This window comes from Flavobacterium marginilacus, assembly GCF_026870155.1.
Classification (GTDB): Bacteria; Bacteroidota; Bacteroidia; order Flavobacteriales; family Flavobacteriaceae; genus Flavobacterium; species Flavobacterium marginilacus.
The window spans coordinates 1,623,827-1,647,723 of sequence record NZ_CP113975.1 but is presented as its reverse complement, the minus strand read 5'-3'; the positions used below and the strand labels follow the sequence as shown (position 1 = coordinate 1,647,723).

Below are 23,897 nucleotides of genomic sequence, written 5' to 3'. Positions count from 1 at the left end.
AAAAATTAACTCAAACATTTGTATATACAAATATAAATAATGTTACATTTGTATCAACAAATAAGATATGAAGCCATGAAGATTGAAGATGAATTAAAAAGCACGGTTGAATACAGTAAAGCAAAACAAATTGTTTTGAATATAATGTATACTGTAAACGTAATTACAGAACGCTTTAATGATATCATAAAACCTTATGACATATCAGGAGAACAATTCAATGTATTACGAATATTAAGAGGGCAAAAAGGATGCCCTGCCAATATGTGCATTATACAGGAACGAATGCTCGCCAAAACAAGCAATACAACGAGATTAGTAGATAAATTATTATTGAAAGATTTGGTTACCCGCAACGTATGCCCAGATAACCGAAGAAAAATTGAAGTTCTGATTACTCAAAAAGGTCTTGATTTATTGGCCGAATTAGATCCAAAAGTACAGGAACACGAAGAGTTTTTTGCTAAAAATTTAAACACAGAAGAATTAGAACAGCTGAACAGCTTACTAGAAAAATACCGAACTAAATAAAACAAATAAATATGAGCAATTTTTTGAATAATCAGAATTGGAGATACGCAACAAAGAAATTTGATGCAACAAAAAAAGTATCAGCAGAGGATTTAAACACATTAAAAGAAGCAATTCGATTGAGTTCTTCTTCATACGGATTACAGCCTTATAAAGTAATCATCGTAGAAAATCCTGAATTAAGAGCGCAGCTCCAGCCAGCAGCTTGGGGACAGACACAAATAGTAGATGCTTCACATTTATTCATTTTTGCAAATGACACAAACATTGGTGATGAAGCAATTGATGAGTTTTTGAATGCCATCAGTGTTGAAAGAGAGACTCCTCTTGAAGCATTGGCTGGATATGGGGAATTTATGAAATCTAAAATTTCTACTTTGGAACCATCACTTAAAAACATCTGGACATCAAAACAAACGTATTTAGCATTAGGCAACTTACTAAACGCTGCTGCCGAGCTAAAAATTGACGTAACTCCAATGGAAGGTTTTGTACCTGCACAGGTAAACGAAATATTAGGCTTAGACAAACTAAATTTAAATGCTTCGCTTATCGCAACTATTGGCTACCGTCATGAGGAAGACGCTACTCAATTCTACAAAAAAGTTAGAAAATCACAAGAAGAATTATTTATCACTTTATAATAACAATAATTACTAATTCGAATTCAATCATTTTAAACAATTAAAACATGAAAAATTTAAAAACTATCGCCTTAGCATTCGTAGTAGCATTATCTACTGTAGCAGTAACTGCACAAACTAAAAAAATTGATGCAGCAAAAAGTAACATCAACTGGGTTGGAAAAAAAGTAACAGGTCAGCACTCAGGAACTGTAGGATTCAAAAGCGGTGCTCTAGTATTCAAGAAAAATGTATTATCAGGAGGATCTTTCACAGTTGACATGACTTCATTGACAGCTACAGATCTTACAGGTGAATACCAAGGAAAATTAAACGGTCACTTAAAAGCTGATGACTTTTTTGGAACTGATAAATTCCCAACTTCAACTTTAGTTTTCAAAACTATCGCTCCAAAAGGAAAAGATGTTTACACTGTAAATGCTGATTTAACAATAAAAGGAATCACTAAACCAGTTACTTTTGACATCACTGTAAAAGGAAACACTGCAACTACTGCTTTCAATGTAGACCGTACTAAATATGACATTAAATACAATTCTAAATCATTCTTCGAAAGCATTGGAGACAAAGCTATCTATGATGAATTTGAATTAACAGTAAACTTGAACTTTTAATTTTAGAATTCAATACTGAAGCGGAGGCTGTCTTTTTAGGCAGCCTCTTCTTGTTTATATTAGGCAGTACTATTTTAAGTTTAGCCAAGACAAAAGCCTGCAGATCATTCAATTTGCAGGCTTTTGTTTTTGAATTAAAATTTCAATGTTGATATACAGCATTAGTTGTATATGTAACCATTAAAAAAGTTTTTATCACTTCAGATTTGTTTTAAAGAAAGTGTCTAATTTATCAAATGGAATAATATCCGCTTTATCATACAAATCTACGTGAACTGCATTAGGAATTATCATTAGTTCCTTGGGTTCGGATGCCATTTTATAGACATCTTCACTGAAATAACGGGAGTGTGCATTTTCACCCGCAATTAAAAGCATCGGACGCGGAGAAATTTCTTTGATGTATGTCAGCAGCGGCATATTCATAAAAGACAGAGCATTGGTAATTGTCCAGCCTTTGTTGGAGTTTAATGAACGTTCGTGGTAGCCTCTTGATGTTTTGTAATAGTCGAAATACTCTTTTATAAATTGTGGTTCATCACCGTTTAATTTTGCTGGCAGATGTACTGCAGGAAAAGCCGGCGTACCATTTTCGGCATCGGTCCAGCGCTGAAAACTCATTTTTTCAAATGCTTTTGTACGTTCTTCTGCGGTCATTTTATCGTAATAGCCTTTGGCAAGCACTCTCGACATATCATACATACTGGTAGTGGCAACTGCTTTGACACGCTTGTCAACAATTGCAGCATTTAACGCAAAACCGCCAAAACCGCAAATTCCGATGATGCCAATTTTATTTCTGTCTACATTTTTTTGGAGTCCCAGAAAATCGACAGCAGCGCTAAAATCTTCGGTGTTGATGTCTGGTGATGCGATATTACGTGGCTCGCCTCCGCTTTCGCCCGTATAGGAAGGATCAAATGTTACAACTGCAAAACCTCTTTCCGCCATTTGATTTGCATATAAACCTGATGACTGCTCTTTTACCGCGCCAAAAGGACCACTTATTGCCAATGCTGGCAACTGTATGTTTTCAGAGTTTTTAGGCAGATATAAATCGCCTGAAAGTGTAATACCGTAACGAGTTTTAAACGTTACTGCTGTTCTTGTTACTTTTTCGCTTAACTGAAAAGTATAATGTTCTGTTGTGTTCATTTTTTTTGAATTTGTTTTCGTTTTTTTATTTTGTGCAAAAGATTGTCCGATTATCAAGAACATCATTGCCATTAGAAATATCTTTTTCATTGATAGTAAAATTTAATGATTTTTATGCCAAAAGTGAATTCAAAATAGTCCAATCATAGCCAGCACCAATATTTCACTCAGCAAGTACACCCAACATTGTTATTCCCACACAGGGGTAATGACACAAGTCTGCGGATATTGGGATGTCAAAACATGCCATTATCGGCGTAGTCGGGATATACTAAGAGTTCCCGACTGTACTTAAACTAACAAATTGGACTGTTTTTAATTATTTTTCAGATGCCGCTGTGTTTGCTTCTGCAAAATCATCATCTGATACGGGCTGAAGCCAGGTTACTTGCTTTTCATCTTTAAAATTGGTGATGGCGATGTGAACCATTTTAGTCGCTGCTGTTGCTCCGTGCCAATGTTCGGTGTTTTCGGGAATGTTTATGACATCGCCTTTTTTGATAAATTGCGCCGATTTTCCTTTTTCCTGATACAATCCAGTGCCTTCAATGACGAGCAATACCTGACCTTTTGGGTGCGTATGCCAGACTGTTCTTGCGTTAGGTTCAAAAGTTACTGCTCCGGCAGAAAAATTGTTGTTTTTGTCCTTACTTATCAATGGCGATAAAAAGGCATTTCCGGAGAACCAATCACCGGGTAATTTTTCTCCTTTTGGAAAAATGGATTCGTTATTATCTGTTTTCATTTTTTATCGATTTTTGGTTTTATAATCTAAGGCAAAGGTATGTCGGGAAATTACGGGCGGGCTAAAGATTATCAAACCAAAAATTAAGATAATCAAACCATCACTTCGCGAATTGATTTTGGATTTGTACCCGTTATTTTTTTGAAGAAATTATTGAAGTAAGTAGGATATTCAAAGCCTAGGGCGTAGGCTATCTCTGCGATATTCCAATCGGTATGCTGTAACAGAGCTTTTGCTTCTGCCACAATTCTTTCGGTGATATGGGTCGTAGTGGACTTTCCGGTAACTTCTTTGACCACACGATTCAGATAATTGACATGCACATTCAGATTTTGTGCATAGTCCTGCGCGGTTTTTAGCTGCAACGGATTTTCGCTGGTTTCGACAGGAAATTGTCTCTCTAACAATTCGAGGAAAACAGCTGTTATTCTGGAAGATGCATTTTTATTTTGATTGTAATTTTCCGAAGGCTGTAACTTTAAAGCTTCGTGTATGATCAAGCTGATGTAGCTGCGAATGAGTTCATCCTTAAAAACATAGCTGCTTTTTTGTTCATCGATCATTTTTTGAAAAATAGTATTGAGAAACAAACGCTGCTCTTCGGAAATTTTTAATACCGGCGTTCCGTCAATTTTAAAAAATGCGGATTGGTGCAGACTTTCCGAGCGGTCAATCTGTTTTAAAAAATCCTCTGAAAACAGACAGGTATAACCAATATATTCGGTAGTCAGCGTTTCCCACGAATAGGGAATATGCGGATTTCCAAAGAATAAAATAGTCCCGTCTTGTTCAAAAGTTTTATCTGAATAATGAATTTTGCTTTTGCCGGTTGTCAGGCATATTTTAAAGAAGTCTTTTCTGCTGTAGTTTCGTGTGGCTTCGCTGTCATCTTCAATCTGAAATGCTTTAAAACCTTTCAGTTTTAACTGATTGTTAAACTCGGAAACTATTCGTGTTTTATTGTCTTTCATTCTGCAAAGTTAAGAAATTCAAACTACTTTAATGACAATGATTTTTTACAGACTTTATGTAAACCTGAGTTCGATTAATATTTTATAGCTATAAAACAGACAATCAGCAACTTATATTCTTTTCGATTCATCCTGCAAGGTCTTTTTCATGACCTTGTAGGTATAACTTATTAATAGCAATACCTACAAGGCTAAAAAAACCTTGCAGGATTATAAACATCAATAAAATCAGCGTATTAATAATCGAACTCAGGTTGTAAATAAAATCATGAGAGCTGTATGTGAAAATACATGGAAGACACGAATATTTTATGCCTTCCATTATCTTTTCTAGTTTTTAATCTGCGTGTTCGCCGCTGCCTTTTGATTGTGCCAATAAATAATAAGCACCTTTAACTACGATTTTAGCATCAGATGAAATTTCTTCAATCAGTTTTACTTCGGTATAGCCCAAATCGGTTGTTCCTACAGCAACTTCAACTGCTTTGAAATGAATTTCATTATGAGCTTCTTCTTTGCGATTACCTTCCTTTTTAGAAACTTCTTCGTGCTGGTCTTCCTGAATGTAGATGAAATACTTATCTCCGTTTTTTACAACTGCATCTTTAGGCAGTGCAGGAACAGTCTGGTTCGAAATATTGATGTTCGCTGCCACATACATTCCAGGAATCAAATCTTTAGTATTACCCGGATTGATTTTAGCGTGTACATCAACTGTCTTACTTTCATTGGAAAATGATTTATTGATGCCAAATATTTTTCCTTTGATGGATTTATTCGATTGATTCGTCAATATAAAATCGACTTCCTGACCGATGGAGATTTTGCCCAAATCCTTTTCAAATACATTCAGATCAAGGTGCATCTGGCTGTTGTCGACCACTTCAAAAAGCGTGATCCCAGTGTCTGCAAATGCGCCTTTGGTGATGCTGATTTTACCCACATAACCGCTGATTGGAGCGACAATTGGAACCAAAGACGTACTGCCTTTCGGATTTACATTCAGTGCCTGCAGTTTATTTTTGGCCGCCTGTGCTTTGGCTTTTTCAGAAGCAAGTTTTGATTTTACTTCCTGAAACGTTTTTCGCGGATTGACATTTTCTTCGCTCAGTGTTTTTTGACGTATGAATTCCTGCTCCAAGTATTCAATATTTGCTGCTGCCGACTGATATTCTTCCTGCATTCCGGAAACTTCCAGATTTTGAAGGGTTGCCAGTGTTTTACCTTTGGTGACATAGGTTCCTTCCAAAACAAAAATATCTTTTACCACACCGCCAATCAGTGTCGAAACATCTGCTCGGTTTTGTGGCGGAACGGCCGTATAACCATTGGCTTTGATGACGGTATTGAGATTTTTCATTTCAAGACTGCCTGTTTCAATCCCGATGGTTTCGACTTGTTTTTTGGTTAATGCAACTTCCGTTTCGGATTGTTCTTCTTCATGTTCTTCTTCTGTTTTCTTTTGACCGCAGGAAACCAGAAGAAAAAAAGAAATGGAGAGCAGAAATATTTTATTGATTATTATATTTTTCATAATGAATATATTAATTGTTAGGAATGGATGGGAATTGCAGTTCGATAGCACTTTGATTGTACAAATTAACCGCTTCGGCATTTTGCTTTTTGATGTCAATCGCCTGATTCAGAAAACTGATGTACGACCAATAACTCATATCGCCATTAGCATAGCTTTTTTGCGCTGTATTGATAATCTGGTCTGCGTATTCCAAACCTTCTTTTTGATAATACTGCAGTGTCTTTTGCTGTTTGTCAAACTCATTCTGCAGTTCTTCTTTTTTCAGTTTTAGCGCTGCTTTATTTCGATCGAGTTCCATTTGTGACTGCAAAACACTGATTTCAGATGCTTTGGCTCTGGCCGAATTTACACCTCCAAAAAGCGGAATCTGCAAACCCGCCGTAAATCCCTGAAACAATGATTTGGTATCAATAGTTTGAGCAAAATAACCCAATCCAAGTTTAGGCATTTTCTGTGCCTTAAAAACATCTGTTTCTTTTTGGCTGACCAAAATCTGCTGCGAATAATAATCGTCTACTAGATTTTCTGCTGCAGAAGCTTCTGTTTTTATTGCCTTTTTGTACTGTAATGAAGAAGCTGCGTCGGGAATAACAACATTTTCACTCTGCACAAAATACTGCAATTGCTTTTGGTAAATAACCAAATCATACTCAATCTGTGCTTTGATAGTTTCGATTTCCTTCACTTTGGCTTTGGCACTGATGACTTCGATATTACCGCTTTCCCCAGTCTTGAAACGCAGTTCTGCATTCTTAAGAAATTTGGTATAAATCGTATTCAGTTCGTTGTTCAGTTTTTGCAGTTCAATGCCGTATAAATATTGATAATAGGCCAGAGTCACCGCTTTTTCAATTTCATATTCGGATATCGCTTTATTTTTTTCGGCCAATTTTGCGAGTTCTTCCTGCAGCTGTCTGTTGGCTTTCGTTATTTTTCCAATAGGGAAATACTGCTGTACCGATACATTATGATCATAAGCAGCACTGTTGAACTGCCCTCCCTGATACTGAATCTGCAGAGGATCCGGCTGAAAAGCGGTTTTCTTCAAAGCGTTCTGCTTTTCGATTTCCTTATCAGCTATTTTCAAAGTGGCATTATTGTTTTTTGCCAATGAAACTGCCTGCTCCAAAGTTACCGTCTGGGTATTTTGGGCAAAAGAAAAAGCGCTTATCAATAAAATAATTACTGTAATTATTGGAGTTTTCATTTTGTTTTTTCTTTTAATTCCACGTTCAAATAAAAGATAAAGTATCGGTAATACAATCAGCGTAAGCAATGCTGCTGAAATCAGTCCGCCGATAACCACGGTTGCCAGAGGTTTTTGTACTTCGGCACCGCCGCTGTTGGATAACGCCATTGGCATAAATCCTAAAGAAGCCACGGCTGCCGTCATTAAAACGGGACGCAATCGCGTTTTGGTTCCGATTAAAACGCGCTGCAGCGGATCGGTAATACCTTCCGATTTAAGCTGATTGAAATAAGAAATCAGTACGATTCCGTTTAAAACTGCAATACCAAACAACGCAATAAAACCAATTCCTGCCGAAATACTAAACGGCATTCCACGTAACCAAAGCGCAAAGACACCACCAATAGCCGAAAGCGGAATGGCCGTAAAAATCAATAAGGACTGCTTGATACTGTTAAAAGTGAAATACAGCAAAACCATAATTAATCCTAATGCGATAGGAAGTGCTACCGAAAGCCTTTTATTGGCCTCGATAAGATTTTCAAACTGCCCGCCATACGTCACATAATAACCGACAGGAAGCTTAAAGTTGTTTTCTAGTTTCTCCTGAATTTCTTCTACAACACTTTTGATATCGCGTCCGCGAACGTTTAAGCCGACGGTGATTCGTCGTTTTCCGTCTTCACGGGCTACCTGAACCGGACCCTGCTCGTAACTGATTGTCGCCACCTGTGAAAGCGGAATCTGCTGTCCGTTTGGCAATGGAATAAACAAGTTACTAACATCCGAAATATCCGTACGATTGTCCTGATTCAGCCGGACTACAATGTCAAAACGTTTGCTTTCTTCATATATCCTGCCGGCACTTTCTCCTGCAAATGACGAGCGGATAATCTGATTGATATCACTGATGTTCAATCCGTACAAAGCGATTTTATGATAATTGTATTTGACAGTTATTTGCGGTAAACCGGTTACTTTGTCCGCTTTTAAATCACCGATACCTTCAATTTTTTTTATTTTTGAAATTATTTCTTTGGCTTTGGTGTCTAAAACTTCCAGATCGTCTCCGAAGATTTTAATCGCAATATCGCTTCGGCTTCCCGTCATCAGTTCATTGAAACGCATCTGGATAGGCTGGGAAACTTCAATATTGACAAAAGGTAAATTATCCTGAATCTCCTTTTTCATTGCTTCTCCAATTTCTTCCCAGTTTTCATAATTGCTCCATTCGCTTTTGTCTTTTAGAACAATAATAATATCCCCATTTTCAATAGGCATAGGATCGGTTGGGATTTCACCGCTTCCTATTTTTGTCACAATAGTTTTTATTTCCGGGAATTTTGCCTTTAATATTTTTTCACATTCGGTCGTCGTTTTTATCATTGACGTTAACGAACTTCCGGTCATTATTCTGGTTTCAAAAGCCAGATCACCTTCTTCAATCGTCGGTATAAATTCGCCTCCAATATTCTGGAAAGTAAATAAGGCGACAGCGAACAAACCTATTGAAACAAATAGAACCGTTTTTTTCATTCCCAACGCTTTATTCAGAATCGGGGTATACTTACTTTCGAACCACTTCATCATTCGGTCACTGAAATTGGTTTTGTGTTCTGTTTTTTTGGATAAAAACAAAGAAGTCATCATTGGCACATAAGTCAATGACAAAACGAAAGCTCCAATAATGGCAAATCCAACGGTCAGAGCCATTGGCTGAAACATTTTCCCTTCTGTTCCCACCAGTGCCAAAATTGGCAGATATACAATCAAGATAATGATTTCTCCAAAGGCCGCACTGTTCCTGATTTTGGAAGCTGATAAATAGACTTCGCTGTCCATTTCTTCCTGAGTCAGTTCGTTCTTTCTCTTGATTTTTGCCAAATGATGCATTGTAGCTTCTACAATAATTACGGCACCATCGACTATGATTCCGAAATCAATCGCTCCTAAACTCATTAGATTCCCGCTTACGCCAAAATAATTCATAAGGATAACAGCAAAAAGCATCGACAGCGGAATTACCGAAGCAACGATCAATCCGGCCCGAAGATTTCCGAGAAATAATATCAGAACGAAGATTACGATTAAAGCTCCTTCAACTAAGTTTTTGGTCACCGTCCCGATGGCGTTATTGACTAGTTTTCCTCTGTCAATGAATGGCTCGGCAACAACTCCTTCGGGTAAGGATTTGTTGATCTGCTCCATTCTTTCTTTAACTCTTTTAACAACAGCACTGGAGTTTTCGCCTTTCAGCATTAATACCAATCCGCAGACAATTTCGCCTTTACCATCTTTTGTCGATGCTCCGTAACGCAGTGCAATTCCTTCGCGCACAGTGGCCACATCACGAACCAACACCGGCGCGCCGTTTCTGTTTTTGATTACCACATTCTGCAGATCGGTGATTCCTGATGCCATTCCGACTCCGCGAATGAAATAGGCGTACTCATCTTTTTCGATATAAGCCCCGCCCGTATTTTGATTGTTTTTTTCTAAAGCATCAAAAATCTCTGTAATAGTTACTCCCAGACTGTTGAGCATGTTAGGGTCAACGGCTATTTCGTATTGTTTTAGTTTTCCGCCCCAGCTTCCTACATCGGCGACACCTTCAACACCCTGTAACTGTGGAATGATAATCCAGTCCTGAATGGTTCGGAGTTTTACGGCATCGTACTTGTCTTCATAACCCTTTTTGGCATAGACATCATATTGAAATATCTCGCCAAGTCCTGTAGATATTGGTGCTAATTCCGGTGAACCAGCATACTTTGGAATATTTTCCTCCGCCGCTTTTATTCTTTGAAAAATCTGCTCTCTTGACCAATAAATGTCTGCGTCTTCTTTGAAAACAACTGTTACAACCGAAAGCCCAAAGCGCGAAATACTCCGCAGTTCTATTACTTTCGGAATGGTTTTTACGACCTGTTCCAACGGATAGGTAATTAACTGTTCCACTTCCTGACTGGCAAGTGTAGGTGCCGTGGTAATAATCTGCACCTGATTATTGGTAATATCAGGTAAAGCATCAAGCGGTAACTGCTTGATGGAATAACTGCCCCATGCCAAAAGCACGAGGGTAAAGAGCAGTATAACAAACTTGTTCTTTATGCTAAATTGTATAATCTTGTCTAACATTTAAAATGTATAATGAATTAGAAATAGGCAGTATATTAGCTGCCTTTATTCGTGCCAAAGCACAGCTTTCTAACCCGAATCCCAATATCTATCGGGATGGGCATCATTATACTAATTGTGGCGGCTGCCAGATACTTCCGTAGAAATTGGAAGCAAAAATGGATTTGTAAGCAGGTAATTGTTTTTTAATGCTTTTGAAAGCAATAGGGAAATCAATAACTGTAAATTTTGGATAATCGGTCATTTGTGAACCGCAGCAGCTGCAAACGCAAAACGGAGAACATAAATCATTTCCTGCAGTGTGGGAATGATTGTCAGCTGTAACTAATCCGGATTTCGAATGTGCAGAACCATCTGCTCCCATATCTGCACAGGGCATGCATGAAAGCAATAGAAAAATGAGTGATAATATGATGCTTGTAAGTTTCACGATTGTAAAAATAGGATTTTTATTTTTATCCTAAAAAAATTATTTGGAATGAATCTAAAATGAAATTTAATTTTTGAAGTTATTACCATTAAAAAACTCCTTAATTTCTTAAGAAGTTTATAGTTCAAAATAATTATGATATAGATCAGAATTACCGATTGTTTCCCTTTACAAGTTCTTTCCGCAACCGGCTTAGTGACTGCGGCGTGATTTTCAAATAGGAGGCAATATACTGCTGCGATACCTGCCGTGCCAATATGGGATAACGCCTGACAAATTCAAGATATTTTGTTTTTGCATCGCCAAAATTCAAAAAATCATTGTCCTTGATTTTATTGAGCAAAGCAGTTTCGGTCAGGCTTTTTATAAAAATAAACAGATTAGGAACCTCATCACACAGTTTTTCAAGAACCGATTTGGAAATGGTATAGGTTTCACAATCCGTCATCGCCTGAAAAGCGTCTGTAGAAGGTTTTGCAGTATAATAACTTTCTAAATCGACAAAAAACTGATTCTCTCTTACGAAATATTTAGTCACCTCGTTCCCATTTTCATCAGCTGCATACACTCTTACAATTCCGTTTTCGATAAAAACTATTTCATTGCAAATTTTATGAAACTCCTGAAAATGTTCTCCGGCTTTCAGTGCTCTGCATTTGTAATTTGATACGATATAATCAATGTCTTCAGCCGAAAGAATACCGCCAAAACCCAAAACTGATTTTAATTTTTCCATTTATGTTAATATTCTGTTTTCAAAAACACTTTCTGCACAGGCCAGTACAGCCGCTTTCGATGACAAAGGCTGCCACTGAAGTTCTTTCTGTGCTTTGGTGATTTCCGTTTTTCTTTTTATTCCCAATTCAATTAAGATTGGTTTCAGTGATTTTTCAAAGATAGAAAATAATCGTGCTGCAAAATTGGGAAGTTCAGCTGTAGGGATTTTTTTGCCGGGATACTGCTCTTTCAATATCATAGCCACTTCCTTGAATGTCATATAACCCGAAGAAGCAATATAACGGTTTCCTGCAGCCTGCGGCTTTTCCATCGCTTTGATCAGCAAATCTGCTGCCGAACGGACATCGATGATATCAAACCCAATTTTTGGCAGGGCCGGCGAACTTCCGTCCAAAATTTTAATGACGATATTTGCCGATGTTCCAAAATCATTTTCCAAAACAGGCCCTAAAATAGCTCCGGGACAAACCGTTACCAATTCCAGATTTGTGCTGTTTTGTCTTATAAACTCCCAAGCCGCTTTTTCGGCAATTGCTTTACTTTTAAAATAAGGCGTAGTGTCATTACTGCAGGTTTCATCTGTCCAGTCGTTTTCATCAAAAACTTTATTCAGTTCTTCTTTTGACTTTCCATAAACTATGGCAGCAATTGACGAAACCATAACTACCCGTTTTACATTATTGGCACTTGCAGCTTTCAAAACATTCAGCGTTCCCTGTTTTGCGGGAATAATCAAGTCGTTTTCGTGTTTGGGAAGTTCTCTCGGAAAAGGCGATGCGATATGATGCACACAATCAATATTTTTAGTCAGTTCGAACCAAATAGCACTGTCATTAAGATTCGCTACTGCAAAAGTCAGTTTGTCAATATTCGCCGTTTTTTTGCCAATAATTTCCCGAATGGAATTTATCCGGTCTTTGCTTTGCAGAGTTCCTACTACTTCATACCCTTTGTTTAAAAGCTGAATAGCGGTGTGGGAACCCAAAAATCCTGTAATCCCTGTGAGTAAAATTCTTTTGTTATTCATCGTTCCTATGTTTTTTTTACAAAGGACAAAAACATAGAAGAGATTACAATTACCATTTGATAAGAAATATGAGTCAGTTATCCAAAACCGTTGCAACAACATTTATCAGGAATACCTATTTTTCGAAATCAATTATTAATTTGTCAATTTCGTTGTTAATTTCAGCTATTGAAACTTTATTTCCATTCCCAAATGAATATAAATCATTTGATATTTTTATTAATCTTCCCATAAGAGAATTATCATCAGGTGACCAAGTTTTTCCAATTTTGATCTCTCCATTATTATCAGTAATTAAAAAATAATATGATTCGCCATCTAAACCATGATATTCATCACTATAACTTTTTGTTTGTCTTGCTAACAGCTGAAATAAACAACCAATTTTTGTGTAAATATTTTCATCTATTTTATTTTTTTTACTTTCAAACTTTACGCTGTCTTTCTTTTTAGCCCGCCAATAGCTTTCAGTTAATGTAATGGAAATTACAAAATATTCTTTATTGTTTTTTTCGATTGAAAACGCATACTCTTTTGAAAATGAAGGGATAGCAATAAATCTAGCATATGGATAACCAGACATACCTTCATAACATAATGTGTTTAAGTTTCTATAATAATTTTCTAAGCCTCCGCCGACATAAAATGTGGCAGGTTCCAGATGTTGTTTTTGTCCATAACTTAGTAGAGTATTTAGAAATATAACCGTAAAAATTATTGTGCTTTTCATTTAGGTTTTTTAACATTGTCTATTGATCAGCCCCTATTCTAATGGAGTTGGGATTAAATTAAGCTCATTATTCGATTTACAAAAACATTTCATATGCAAAAACAGCTTTCCGTTAAAGTATTGCTTAAATCTGTTGCAGCTGTTGGAAATAGTGATTCCCATTTATAAATTTAGCCATATTCGGATTTTGATAAACGCAGTATTTAGAATTATTGGAATGAATAGTATTAGACCTAAAGTAAATGACCAATATCTGAAATTTTCATCGTAGAAAAAAAAACTTATAAAAGTCAAAATTAAAATTACGATCAATTGACTAATCACATTGTATTTGTTAATTTCTTTTGAAATTATTGAAGCTAAAATTTCTCCTAAAAAAAACATTATTGACGATGCATTTATCAACAGAAAGAAAACTCTAAGCATTTTTTCAAATCCATCTTCGTACCAATAAACAGCAATTACAAGAAATACTAAGCTGGTATAAATTAGACTAGTTGAACTAGTAAAAAAAGTTTTTAAAACCTTATTGACATATTCGAAATAGCTTTCCTTTTGAATAATTTTCATCATGTTCTTTTTATTACGATATTTTCTTTTCTTTACTGCCATTTTTATTTATACACCTAAAAAGAACCAAGCTTATCTATCACAAAAAAGCACAAGGCTGATAAACATAAAAAGATATTGCATGCTAATATATAAATCATTAAAGATATATAGTATGCTTTGTTTTTTTTTATCTCAAAATGAGAAACAAAAAAAGAGGCTGTCCAAAAAGTAAGGACAGCCTTTTTTAATTCTATTTCTATAATCCTTTTCCAGTAGCTGCGTAGTAAATTCCGCCATACAAATGCTCTAAAAACCAATGATTTTTATATACATTATCTATATGTCCCAAAGCAGTATAGAATGATCTCCCGCCATCAAATTCATGATACCATGAAATTGGGTGGAAATTACCCATTCCTTTTCCAACCAGATCATTTGAGCCTCTTTTCCAAACTACAGCAGGATCATATGTTTTTTCATCAACAGCAATGAGATATTTAAGCCCTGATACTTTTTCCGGACCAAATTCGTACCATTCATCTGTCCATAAAAGAGACTTTGGAAAACTTTCCAATCCGGGAAAATCATGATTCAATATGACAAGTTTTGCAGTCTGCTGTCTTGGGTGTATGTAAAACATTCTTCCAACAAGCTTGGTATACCATTCCCAATCGTATTCTGTATCGGATGCGGCGTGTATTCCAACAAATCCTTTACCAGACTGAATAAATTTTTGAAATGCAGTTTTTTCACTTTCATCAAAAATATTATAAGTTGTGCTCAAAAAAATTACAGCATCATAGTTCTTTAATTTATTCTCCGTGATCTTTTCTGAATTTTGCTGCCGGTTAACTTCAAAATTATGCGTTGCCGCTAATTCATTAATTGCAACAACTCCCGCTTCAATCGATTCATGATACCAGCCGGCTGTTTCGGTTATTAATAAAACCTTAAACTGTTTTTGTGCGTTTATTAGATTTGAAAACAGAAATAAAAACATATACAGCCCAATTCTTTGAAAATAATTCTTTTGAAAAATCATATTTATTTATTGTTTACTATTTTTTGAAGAAAATCAATTAATCCCTAAAAATTCAATATTCATAAAATCTAAAGATAGATATAAAACTGACAAATTGCTATAATAAATGCTTCAGAACAAATCATGACAGAATTTAACGCCAATTGAAATCACTTTGAAGTTATTCATGACCACTTTAAGCTTAACTAAAATAATAATCAGTAAAGAAAATTATTCTTTATTTTTACGCTTAAAAGTATTTTCTTATCAATCAATAAGTATCCAATGAAAAAATTCTTTCTCTCTGTCATATTCTTAAGTTTCTTTCATACCAATGCACAGCAGAATCTGGTTCAATATGTAAAACCAATTATCGGCACTGAAAAAATGGGACACACTTATCCCGGTGCAACAGTACCATTTGGAGCCATTCAGCTCAGCCCGGAAACCGATACAATCTCTTATGAATTGAATGGAAAATACAACGGCGAAGTTTATAAATACTGTGCCGGATACCGCTATGAAGATAAGACCATAGTCGGTTTTAGCCACACACATTTAAGCGGAACGGGGCATTCAGATCTTGGTGATTTTTTGATAATGCCTACGCAGGGAAAACTGCAGTTAAATCCAGGAACAGCTTCTAATCCAAAAAACGGCTATCGTTCGGCATTTTCTCATGCTAATGAAACTGCCGAAGCCGGCTATTATAAAGTAAAATTAGACGATGAAAATATTTTAGCCGAAATAACCGCCACAACCCGAGTTGGCATGCATCAGTATACTTTCCAAAAATCAGATGAAAGCCATATTATATTGGATTTAATGGCTGGAATTTATAATTATAATGATAAAAATGTCTGGACGTATGTTAGAGTTGTAAACGACACTCTGGTTACAGGCTACAGGCAGACGAACGGTTGGGCAAGAACAAAAACCGTTTATTTTGCTATGGCTTTTTCCAAACCTTTCACTCAATACGGTCAGAAGAATTATGAGGCCAAACAAGCGTACAGAGGTTTTTGGGGAAAATTTGATCAGAATAAAAACTTCCCTGAAATAGCCGGAAAACAAATCAGAATGTATTTTGATTTTAAAACCAATGAAGCTGAAAAAATTAAAATAAAATTTGCAATATCTCCAGTAAGCCAGGAAAACGCGCTGCAAAATATGAAGGCAGAAATAAAAGACTGGGATTTCGAAAAAGTAAAAACCCAAGCACAAGCCATTTGGAACAAAGAACTGAATAAAATTAAAATCACTGCTCCCGATGATGTCAAAGTTAATTTTTATACCGCCATGTATCATACTTTTATAAATCCTACAGTTTATACTGATGTAAACGGTGAATATAAAGGCCTGGATCAAGGCACGCATAAAACTGACGGTTTTACCAATTACAGCACTTTTTCACTGTGGGATACTTATAGAGCACTGCATCCTTTTTTCAATATTATTCAGCCTTCGCGAAACAATGATATGGTAAAATCAATGCTGGCACATTATGCCCAAAGCAGTCTTCACATGCTGCCTATCTGGTCACATTATGCCAATGATAACTGGTGTATGAGCGGTTATCACAGTGTATCTGTAATTGCCGATGCGGTTATAAAAGGAGTTTATAACGGTGATCCAAACGAAGCTTTACAAGCCTGCGTTACTACTGCAAAACATCGGGATTATGAAGGTATTGGCTATTATATGGACTTAGGATATATTCCTGCCGAAAAAAGCGGTGTCTCGGTATCAAATACTTTGGAATATGCATACGATGACTGGTGCATCGCCCAGCTAGCCAAAAAACTGAATCAGCCTGAAATTTACAATGAGTTTATAAAACGCTCTGAAAACTGGAAAAATAATTTTGAATCAAAAACCGGTTTTATGCAGCCTAAACTGGCAGACGGTACTTTCAAAAAAGAATTTGATGCTTTGAGTACCAATGGTCAGGGATTTATTGAAGGCAACAGCTGGAATTACAGCTTTTTTGCACCGCATAATCCAGAAGCCTTAATTAATTTAATGGGCGGAAAAAAACTGTTTGCTTCTCGATTAGACACTTTATTTACAATGCATTTACCTGATTCGTTTTTTGCCGAAACAGAAGATATTACCCGAGAAGGAATCATTGGCGGGTACGTTCATGGCAATGAGCCTGCGCACCACGTTGCTTATTTTTATAATTGGACAGACCAGCCTTGGAAAACACAAGCGCAGGTCCGAAAAATTTTAAATATGCAGTACAAACCAGCTCCCGATGGATTGGGCGGAAATGACGATTGCGGACAAATGAGTGCCTGGTATATTTTCTCTTCACTGGGATTCTATCCTGTTGCTCCGGGATCTGATCAATATGCATTGGGATCGCCTCTTGTGAATAAAGCAGAACTCACATTGGATAACGGTAAAACTTTTACAGTTGAAGCCATTAATCAAAGTGCCAAAAATGTCTATGTTCAAAAAGTGCTTTTGAACGGACAGCTTATCCATAGTTTATCTATCAATCATGCTGATATAACTAATGGTTCCAAAATAACCTTCTATATGGGCTCAAAGCCTAAAATAAAATAGTCCAGTCCTTGCCAATTGCGAGTTACGTCATTAAAAACAAAGAGGCTGTCCGAAAAGGACAGCTTTTTTTATGCTGCAAATTTCAGGAATCGATTTTGGGTTGGTTGATTAATGAAAAAATATTCTGTTACAGTATTTAAAAAGTGAATTTCGACTTTTATAGCTCTATTTAGAACTCTGAAGGAGATTTTTAGATGAGTTTTCGACGCATCATTGTTCTTTGCTATCATTTTTCTGAAATTATGCCCGATAGCCATCAATAGAAATTCCATTTCCACTTTTTCGATGCTTGTGAAAGTAAACCGGCTGAATTTATTGTTGTTTTTTAGCTGTCCGAATACTGCTTCAACTTCTATTGGGCGTTTGCTTCGGTGTTCGAGTCCTTTTTCGCTCATGAGCAGCTCTTTGGCCTGAGCCCTTAATTGGTTCAGGCGGTGGTTTACTTCTATTGTTCTGTTTCCTTTGGCTTTATGGCACAAACTTCTAAGTGGACATCCATCACATCTTTTTGCTTGATAATAAGATACTTGTGATTCGTATCCGTTGGCCGATGTCCGTTTTCCACTGCCAATGTTTTCCATTCTTTGTCCCATTGGACACACATAAAAATCCTGCTGTATATTGTAGAACAAATTCTGGACAAGAAACGGATTGTCCTTCATTTTTTTCTTCTGTTCTTTGTGAAAATAATTATACTTTACATAGGCCGTTATGTCTTTATTTTCAAGCATTTCGTAGTTTTCTTCGCTTCCATAACCAGCATCGGCTACAACTGTTTTGCTTTGTTTTTGATACATTTTTTCAAATTCCTCCAAATGGGATTTTAAAGTCGTAGTGTCGTTAGGTGTCTGATGAATGGTTACGTTGGTAATGAATTGATTTTCAGTAGAAATCTGAGGATTGTATGCAGGTTTTAACTGTCCGTTTTTCATATGGTCTTCCTTCATTCTCATAAAGGTAGCGTCAGGATCTGTCTTACTGTAGGAGTTTCTATTGCCTAAAATCACTAAATCTTTTTCGTATTTTTCAAGCTTTGGCAGGTGCTCTTCCTGAAGCTTTTCAAGCTCTTTGGTTATCTTCTTGTTGGGCTCTTTGAGTTTTTTATTGAGTTCTGATAATTTTTCTTTCAGCTCTTCCGAGTTTATTTTTTTTGGTAATTCTTCCTTGTTGACTTCTTGATTATCTGATAAAATACTGTTTTCAATGTCGGATAAGATACTGTTGATTTTTACTTCGAGCTTTTCTTTGTATTTCTCTATAGAACCCCGCCAGACAAAGGTGTATTTATTGGATTTGGCTTCTATTTTTGTTCCATCAATGTATTGGATATCCAGACTGACATAGCCCATTTCCACAAGCATTTTGACCACCTCTGCAAATAAATCTTTGATGTTTTCTTTTAAAATCTTTCCTCTAAAATCGTTAATGGTTCTAAAATCAGGAGTTAAGTTGCCTGAAATAAACATAAAATGAATGTTCTCAGTAAGTGCCTTTGCTATTTTTCGGCAGGAATAAGTGTTGCTTAAATAACTGTAAAACAAAACCTTAAGCATCATTCTGGGATGATAGGCCGAGGTGCCTCCTCCTTTATATATTTTAAGTATATGACTTATATCCAATGAATTGACAATCTTATCCACTAAGCGGACAGGATGGTTTTCTGAAATTTTATCAAAAATATTTATCGGAAAAAGTTCCGGTGTATTGATCGATTGCGATTTAAATATTACTTTAGCCATTGCTCGTTTTTTGTGCAACTCTAAGATACTATTTTAGATTAAAAACAGCAAAAAAAAGGCTGTCCTTACTTTTTGGACAGCCTCTTTGTTTTTAAATTATATCTGCATCCATTTATTCTACTGCAACAGGTTTCTTCTTTTGAAATTTGTTCTGAAGCCAATTGCGTACAGGTTCATCGTATAATTTCAAACACAAATAAGCTATTAGAATACTTGCAATTAAAACTCCTATACCTAATACATAACCATTTTCCAGCGAAACTTTATTGTCTACAACCCAAGCGGTATACCAATAAACGAGCGGATAATGCGTGATATAAATTGGATATGAAATATCTCCTAACAGCTTGCATATTTTAAGGGAAAACGGGTTTTTAATTTCGCCTCCTGCACCAATTGAAACAATTAGAGGAAAAACAAGAATAATACAGAAAGATTCATATAATCCATTCATCCATAAACTGTTTTCGTCTCCAATTCTTGGCACACTAAGACCAATTGCAATCAATAAACTGCAGACCCAGAAAGCCCCCTTTACATGAATTAGTTTTCCTAAACGGGAAAGCAGAATTCCTGCAAAAAACGGATACAACAAACGGGTAAACCCAATATTCATCTGTTCTAAATTCAATGACCATCCGCCGATTACATCGCCTTTTGAACCAAAAACAGTATAATTGACAAGTATTCCGGCAAAAATCAAAACAAAAACAGAAAGCACTTTGTTAGAGAATTTTCTAAAAATTAATGCGTATAAAATATTGGCTATATATTCAAAAAACAGCGACCACGCAGGACCATCCAGCGGATGCATTTCGCCCCAGCCCCTGATCTCCAGAGACGGCGGAATTGGAAGCAATGTGAAACCAATAACCATCGTCAGAATCAATTTCCAGACTTCCATTTTGGCAATCATCGGGAACAAAATATCCGAAGCCTGAAAATAATAGAAAATGGCTCCGATAATCATTCCCATAATAACCATCGGCTGCAAGCGGATCAAACGCCGTTTATAAAACTCCCATTGTGTCATTTTTCCCCAGCGGTCATCGTATGCATACGCAACAACAAATCCTGATAAAAGAAAAAAGAAATCCACAGCCAGATAGCCATGATTGATAATCTGTTTGAAACGGTTTCCGCCGTTAAACGCTTCAAAAATATGAAAAGCAACGACTAAAATTGCGGCTACTCCACGTAAACCGTCTAGAATTTCATAATGTTTTTTGGGTTTAATATCTGTCATAAAATAGTTGATTGTTGATAATTGATTGTTAATGATTAATGGTAACTGCAAAATACAAACATTTCATTATATCATTAACAATCAATAATTAAAATTACTCTTGGTGATTTTTAAGCCATTCCGTCCTGCGCTGGTCTGGCAAATGTTTTACAGAGAAGTTTTCGAACTTGGCTTCAAAACCTTTTCCGTCGGGTGAAGCTGCCATTAAACCGACCATTACAGGCTTGTTATCTTGTAACGGAGAATTTCTCGTCATGATATATGTTTTATCGTCATACGAAAAAAAGACTTCAACAGCATCTAATCTTCTTACGACTTTAATCCAAACAAAAGGCGGTGCTTTTTCCAGAGCTGTTACGCTCCAATCGCTTTTATCATGCGTTACGACAGTACTGATGTTAAATTTTCCGTCTACAAATTCAACTCCGGTTTTAATATAGTTTTTTTCATCAACCCGAATCATTAATCCCATTTGATCAAAACGAGCTTTATAATCTCCTGTTAATTTCACTTTTGCTTCAAACTCTCCACCATAATCTGCATAATAAAAAGGGGCATCATCAACGGTAAATCCATAATGTGAAATCCGCCAGTAATCACTGTTGGCAGTAACATTCATAATCAATGCATTGTTTTTTATTTCCCACTTTTCAGGTTCGTTAAACCATTGCATTTTGTTTAAACTTTGAGCAGAAAGATTTTGCAATGACAAACAGACAACTGCAAATAATACTATTTTTTTCATGTTATTTAAATTTTAAAACAATAAAAGTGTTTTCTTTTTAAACCATTAAGAGATTAAGGAAATAAAGCCTTTATGACTTAATGATACTTAATACCTTAATGGTAAAAAATAAAAATTTAATTTTAAAAAGCTGCAACTTTTACAATTACAGCTTTGCAACCAACCACCTTAGAAATAAATGAATCTATTGAAGTGAAAAACTCACTTTAGATTTTATATCTGCAGATGATGCTCCAATTAAAGCTTCAAAAGCTCCAGGCTCGGCAACCCACTCGTGTTTTTTATCGTCAAAGAAACTTAGGGCAGTTTTGTCAACAGTAAAAGTTACCGTTTTTTCTTCGCCCGCTTTAAGCGAAATTTTCTCAAAACCTTTTAATTCTTTTATCGGACGAACCAAAGACGATTTTAAATCACTGATATAAAGCTGAACAATTTCAGCCCCATCGCGGTTTCCTGTATTTTTTACTTTAACCGAAAATGTAATCTGGTCTCCGCTTGACAATTGCTTTTTATCTGCAGTTACTTTACCATACTCAAAAGTCGTGTAACTTAAGCCGTGGCCAAAAGGGAACAATGGTTTTATCTTTTGCTTTTCAGCCCAGCGGTACCCGACAAAAATTCCTTCTTTATAAGTTACTTCGTCACCGCCTGGGAATTGTCCTAAAGCATGTGCTCCGTTATCATTTAATTTAACCGGGAAAGTAAATGTCAGCTTTCCAGATGGATTCACATCTCCAGCCAGAACTTTAGCCAAAGCTGTACCTGCCTCAGTTCCTAAAAACCATCCCTGCACAATTCCGGGAACTTCATTTACCCATGGCATAGCCACCGCATTTCCCGAAATATTTACAAAAACCACATTTTTATTTACCTTAACCAATTCACTGATTAGTTTATCCTGATTGTATGGCAGTTCTAAGCCTTTACGATCCTCTCCTTCGGCGTCCTGATGATCGCTTTTATTCAAGCCTCCGAAAAATAAAACTACATCAGCATCTTTCGCCGCTTTTAAAGCTTCGGCGGTTAATTCTGCTGGAGAACGTTTGTCTTCTAAACTAACTTTTGCAGCAACTCCATTATACTTACTAGTCGGATCTCCTACGTAGCCGCGAGCGTAAACAATTGCTACCTGGCTGCCAATTCTCTTCTTTAATCCGTCAAGAGGCAATACTTCGTATTTTGCTTTAAGCGAAGAACTTCCTCCGCCAACAGTCATCATCTTGATCGCATTTTCTCCAATGACAGCAATTTTCTTGGTTTTATTCAAGTCAATCGGCAGAATATTATTTTTGTTCTGAAGCAGTACAATTCCTTCTTCAGCGATTTTTAAACCAGCCTCGGCATGTTCTTTTGTTCCAAATGATCCAAAAGGTCTTTCTCTATTCATCGTAGTCAAGAACGATAAACGCAGAATACGGCGCACTTTTTCATCTAATTCTTTTGTTCCGATTTCCCCTTTAGCAATCATCGTTGAATATGGTTTTGCCAGATAATAGTTATCATACGCATTGCTTGTTCCCCATGAAAGTCCATTAGTCCAAGAACCAAATTCCATATCCAGACCATTATGAATCGCTTGATTGGTATCGTGAACTCCTCCCCAGTCTGAGATTACAACTCCTTTGAATCCCCATTCGCCGCGGAGAATATTATTTAACAAAAACTCATTATGACAGCAGTGCTGCCCTTTGTATCTGTTGTACGATCCCATAATAGCCCAAGCATCACCTTCCTGAACAGCTGCTTTAAATGCCGGCAGATAAATTTCATACAGCGCACGGTCATCAACATTTACGTTTACGGCATTGCGGTTTGTCTCCTGATTATTTAAAGCAAAATGTTTTACGCAGGCTGCAACTCCGTTTGACTGCACCCCTTTAATATAAGGCACAACCATTTTTGAAGTAAGAAAAGGATCTTCGCCCATATATTCGAAGTTACGGCCGTTTAATGGTGTTCTATAAATATTTACGCCTGGTCCTAACAATACATTTTTATTTCGGAAACGTGCTTCCTCACCAATTGATTTTCCATATAAAGAAGCCATTTCCTTATTCCATGTGGCAGATAAAGCAGTAAGTGCAGGAAATGCAATACACGAATCATTTGTCCAGCCTGCCTGATCCCATTCGTCCCATTTTACTTCGGTACGAATTCCATGCGGTCCGTCAGTCATCCAGTTTTCTGGAATTCCCAGACGCGGAACACCTGGCGAACTGAATTTTGACTGCGCATGAATCATCGCAATTTTTTCTTCAGTTGTCATTTTAGAAAGTGCATCTTCTACACGTTCATTAATAGGTTTTTTATCGTCAAGATAAACTGGAACTTTATTTTGTGCATTCACTCCGAATGAACCTAATAATAGTAAAAAAACAATCGTTTTAACATTTTTAAACATACCACATAATTTATTAAATCATTAAAATACTATCAGGACATTTTAGCATTTCCTAATAATATTGTAAAACTAAAACGTAATAGTATGTGTAGGATTTTTAAACAAAAAAAGTAGTGAAATAAAAAACCAAAACACTGAAAAACAAATGATTAAAACAAAAATAAGATTAAAAA

General features: G+C 36.3%; 18 protein-coding genes. 4 read left to right on the top strand and 14 right to left on the bottom strand.

The features are described 5' to 3' along the window. Positions 1-75: 75 nt before the first annotated feature. The 3 genes from OZP07_RS07145 to OZP07_RS07135 are packed head-to-tail and all read left to right on the top strand — an operon-like array spanning position 76 to position 1,789. Complete coding sequence (locus OZP07_RS07145) at positions 76-531, top strand: MarR family winged helix-turn-helix transcriptional regulator (RefSeq protein ID WP_194641026.1); 456 nt, start codon at positions 76-78, stop codon at positions 529-531. Positions 532-542: 11 nt separating this feature from the next. Further along, positions 543-1,175, top strand: a complete 633-nt coding sequence (locus OZP07_RS07140) for an NAD(P)H-dependent oxidoreductase (RefSeq protein WP_281637790.1) — start codon at positions 543-545, stop codon at positions 1,173-1,175. A 47-nt stretch (positions 1,176-1,222) separates the two neighbouring features. After that, positions 1,223-1,789, top strand: coding sequence for a YceI family protein (locus tag OZP07_RS07135; RefSeq protein ID WP_194641028.1), 567 nt, complete (start codon positions 1,223-1,225; stop codon positions 1,787-1,789). Between the two features lie 195 nt (positions 1,790-1,984). On the opposite strand, the gene OZP07_RS07130 is transcribed toward OZP07_RS07135, so the two are convergent. From OZP07_RS07130 to OZP07_RS07085, 10 genes are all read right to left on the bottom strand, one after another. Then, entirely contained in the window at positions 1,985-3,034 is a 1,050-nt protein-coding gene (locus OZP07_RS07130; RefSeq protein ID WP_281637789.1) for an alpha/beta hydrolase, read from the bottom strand. A 229-nt stretch (positions 3,035-3,263) separates the two neighbouring features. Next, on the bottom strand, positions 3,264-3,689 hold the full coding sequence (locus OZP07_RS07125) for a (R)-mandelonitrile lyase (RefSeq protein WP_281637788.1): 426 nt from the start codon (positions 3,687-3,689) through the stop codon (positions 3,264-3,266). 92 nt (positions 3,690-3,781) lie between these two features. Then, positions 3,782-4,660, bottom strand: coding sequence for a helix-turn-helix domain-containing protein (locus OZP07_RS07120; protein WP_281637787.1), 879 nt, complete (start codon positions 4,658-4,660; stop codon positions 3,782-3,784). A gap of 337 nt (positions 4,661-4,997) precedes the next feature. Then, a complete protein-coding gene (locus tag OZP07_RS07115; protein ID WP_281637786.1) occupies positions 4,998-6,194 on the bottom strand; it encodes an efflux RND transporter periplasmic adaptor subunit in 1,197 nt (398 codons plus the stop codon). Between the two features lie 10 nt (positions 6,195-6,204). Further along, positions 6,205-10,524: a CusA/CzcA family heavy metal efflux RND transporter gene (locus OZP07_RS07110; protein ID WP_281637785.1), complete on the bottom strand. Its 4,320-nt coding sequence runs from the start codon at positions 10,522-10,524 to the stop codon at positions 6,205-6,207. A gap of 106 nt (positions 10,525-10,630) precedes the next feature. Continuing rightward, a complete protein-coding gene (locus OZP07_RS07105; RefSeq protein WP_194641069.1) occupies positions 10,631-10,903 on the bottom strand; it encodes a hypothetical protein in 273 nt (90 codons plus the stop codon). Positions 10,904-11,105: 202 nt separating this feature from the next. Further along, positions 11,106-11,690 (bottom strand): Crp/Fnr family transcriptional regulator, encoded by a 585-nt coding sequence (locus OZP07_RS07100; RefSeq protein ID WP_281637784.1) that lies wholly within the window; start codon positions 11,688-11,690, stop codon positions 11,106-11,108. Further along, positions 11,691-12,719 carry an SDR family oxidoreductase gene (locus tag OZP07_RS07095; protein ID WP_281637783.1) on the bottom strand — a complete coding sequence of 343 codons (1,029 nt, stop codon included), beginning with the start codon at positions 12,717-12,719 and terminating at the stop codon, positions 11,691-11,693. It abuts the gene before it with no gap. Between the two features lie 115 nt (positions 12,720-12,834). Continuing rightward, the gene (locus tag OZP07_RS07090) at positions 12,835-13,449 is read right to left on the bottom strand and encodes a hypothetical protein (protein WP_281637782.1); all 615 of its coding nucleotides are present in this window, start codon (positions 13,447-13,449) and stop codon (positions 12,835-12,837) included. Positions 13,450-14,257: 808 nt separating this feature from the next. Next, a complete protein-coding gene (locus tag OZP07_RS07085) occupies positions 14,258-15,043 on the bottom strand; it encodes a ThuA domain-containing protein (protein ID WP_281637781.1) in 786 nt (261 codons plus the stop codon). Positions 15,044-15,307: 264 nt separating this feature from the next. Here OZP07_RS07085 and OZP07_RS07080 point away from each other — a divergent pair, with 264 nt between their 5' ends. Then, positions 15,308-17,593, top strand: coding sequence for a GH92 family glycosyl hydrolase (locus tag OZP07_RS07080; protein WP_281637780.1), 2,286 nt, complete (start codon positions 15,308-15,310; stop codon positions 17,591-17,593). A gap of 68 nt (positions 17,594-17,661) precedes the next feature. Here OZP07_RS07080 and OZP07_RS07075 read toward each other — a convergent pair whose 3' ends face one another. The 4 genes from OZP07_RS07075 to OZP07_RS07060 all read right to left on the bottom strand — a co-directional run bounded on the left by OZP07_RS07075 (position 17,662) and on the right by OZP07_RS07060 (position 23,724). After that, complete coding sequence (locus OZP07_RS07075) at positions 17,662-19,332, bottom strand: IS1182 family transposase (RefSeq protein ID WP_349293655.1); 1,671 nt, start codon at positions 19,330-19,332, stop codon at positions 17,662-17,664. 112 nt (positions 19,333-19,444) lie between these two features. Next, on the bottom strand, positions 19,445-20,578 hold the full coding sequence (locus tag OZP07_RS07070; RefSeq protein WP_281637779.1) for an acyltransferase family protein: 1,134 nt from the start codon (positions 20,576-20,578) through the stop codon (positions 19,445-19,447). Positions 20,579-20,672: 94 nt separating this feature from the next. Next, entirely contained in the window at positions 20,673-21,323 is a 651-nt protein-coding gene (locus tag OZP07_RS07065) for a DUF1349 domain-containing protein (protein ID WP_194641040.1), read from the bottom strand. A gap of 184 nt (positions 21,324-21,507) precedes the next feature. Beyond that, complete coding sequence (locus tag OZP07_RS07060) at positions 21,508-23,724, bottom strand: glycoside hydrolase family 3 C-terminal domain-containing protein (protein WP_281637778.1); 2,217 nt, start codon at positions 23,722-23,724, stop codon at positions 21,508-21,510. Between the last annotated feature and the right edge of the window lie 173 nt (positions 23,725-23,897).

Bases quoted from the DNA above. Each gene is read 5' to 3' on its own strand.
- OZP07_RS07135 (WP_194641028.1), top strand. From the start codon at position 1,223: ATGAAAAATTTAAAAACTATCGCCTTAGCATTCGTAGTAGCATTATCT.
- OZP07_RS07140 (WP_281637790.1), top strand. From the start codon at position 543: ATGAGCAATTTTTTGAATAATCAGAATTGGAGATACGCAACAAAGAAA.
- OZP07_RS07145 (WP_194641026.1), top strand. From the start codon at position 76: ATGAAGATTGAAGATGAATTAAAAAGCACGGTTGAATACAGTAAAGCA.
- OZP07_RS07130 (WP_281637789.1), bottom strand. From the start codon at position 3,034: ATGAAAAAGATATTTCTAATGGCAATGATGTTCTTGATAATCGGACAA.
- OZP07_RS07070 (WP_281637779.1), bottom strand. From the start codon at position 20,578: ATGACAGATATTAAACCCAAAAAACATTATGAAATTCTAGACGGTTTA.
- OZP07_RS07095 (WP_281637783.1), bottom strand. From the start codon at position 12,719: ATGAATAACAAAAGAATTTTACTCACAGGGATTACAGGATTTTTGGGT.
- OZP07_RS07100 (WP_281637784.1), bottom strand. From the start codon at position 11,690: ATGGAAAAATTAAAATCAGTTTTGGGTTTTGGCGGTATTCTTTCGGCT.
- OZP07_RS07065 (WP_194641040.1), bottom strand. From the start codon at position 21,323: ATGAAAAAAATAGTATTATTTGCAGTTGTCTGTTTGTCATTGCAAAAT.
- OZP07_RS07120 (WP_281637787.1), bottom strand. From the start codon at position 4,660: ATGAAAGACAATAAAACACGAATAGTTTCCGAGTTTAACAATCAGTTA.
- OZP07_RS07085 (WP_281637781.1), bottom strand. From the start codon at position 15,043: ATGATTTTTCAAAAGAATTATTTTCAAAGAATTGGGCTGTATATGTTT.
- OZP07_RS07115 (WP_281637786.1), bottom strand. From the start codon at position 6,194: ATGAAAAATATAATAATCAATAAAATATTTCTGCTCTCCATTTCTTTT.
- OZP07_RS07060 (WP_281637778.1), bottom strand. From the start codon at position 23,724: ATGTTTAAAAATGTTAAAACGATTGTTTTTTTACTATTATTAGGTTCA.
- OZP07_RS07075 (WP_349293655.1), bottom strand. From the start codon at position 19,332: ATGGCTAAAGTAATATTTAAATCGCAATCGATCAATACACCGGAACTT.
- OZP07_RS07125 (WP_281637788.1), bottom strand. From the start codon at position 3,689: ATGAAAACAGATAATAACGAATCCATTTTTCCAAAAGGAGAAAAATTA.
- OZP07_RS07110 (WP_281637785.1), bottom strand. From the start codon at position 10,524: ATGTTAGACAAGATTATACAATTTAGCATAAAGAACAAGTTTGTTATA.
- OZP07_RS07105 (WP_194641069.1), bottom strand. From the start codon at position 10,903: ATGCCCTGTGCAGATATGGGAGCAGATGGTTCTGCACATTCGAAATCC.
- OZP07_RS07090 (WP_281637782.1), bottom strand. From the start codon at position 13,449: ATGAAAAGCACAATAATTTTTACGGTTATATTTCTAAATACTCTACTA.
- OZP07_RS07080 (WP_281637780.1), top strand. From the start codon at position 15,308: ATGAAAAAATTCTTTCTCTCTGTCATATTCTTAAGTTTCTTTCATACC.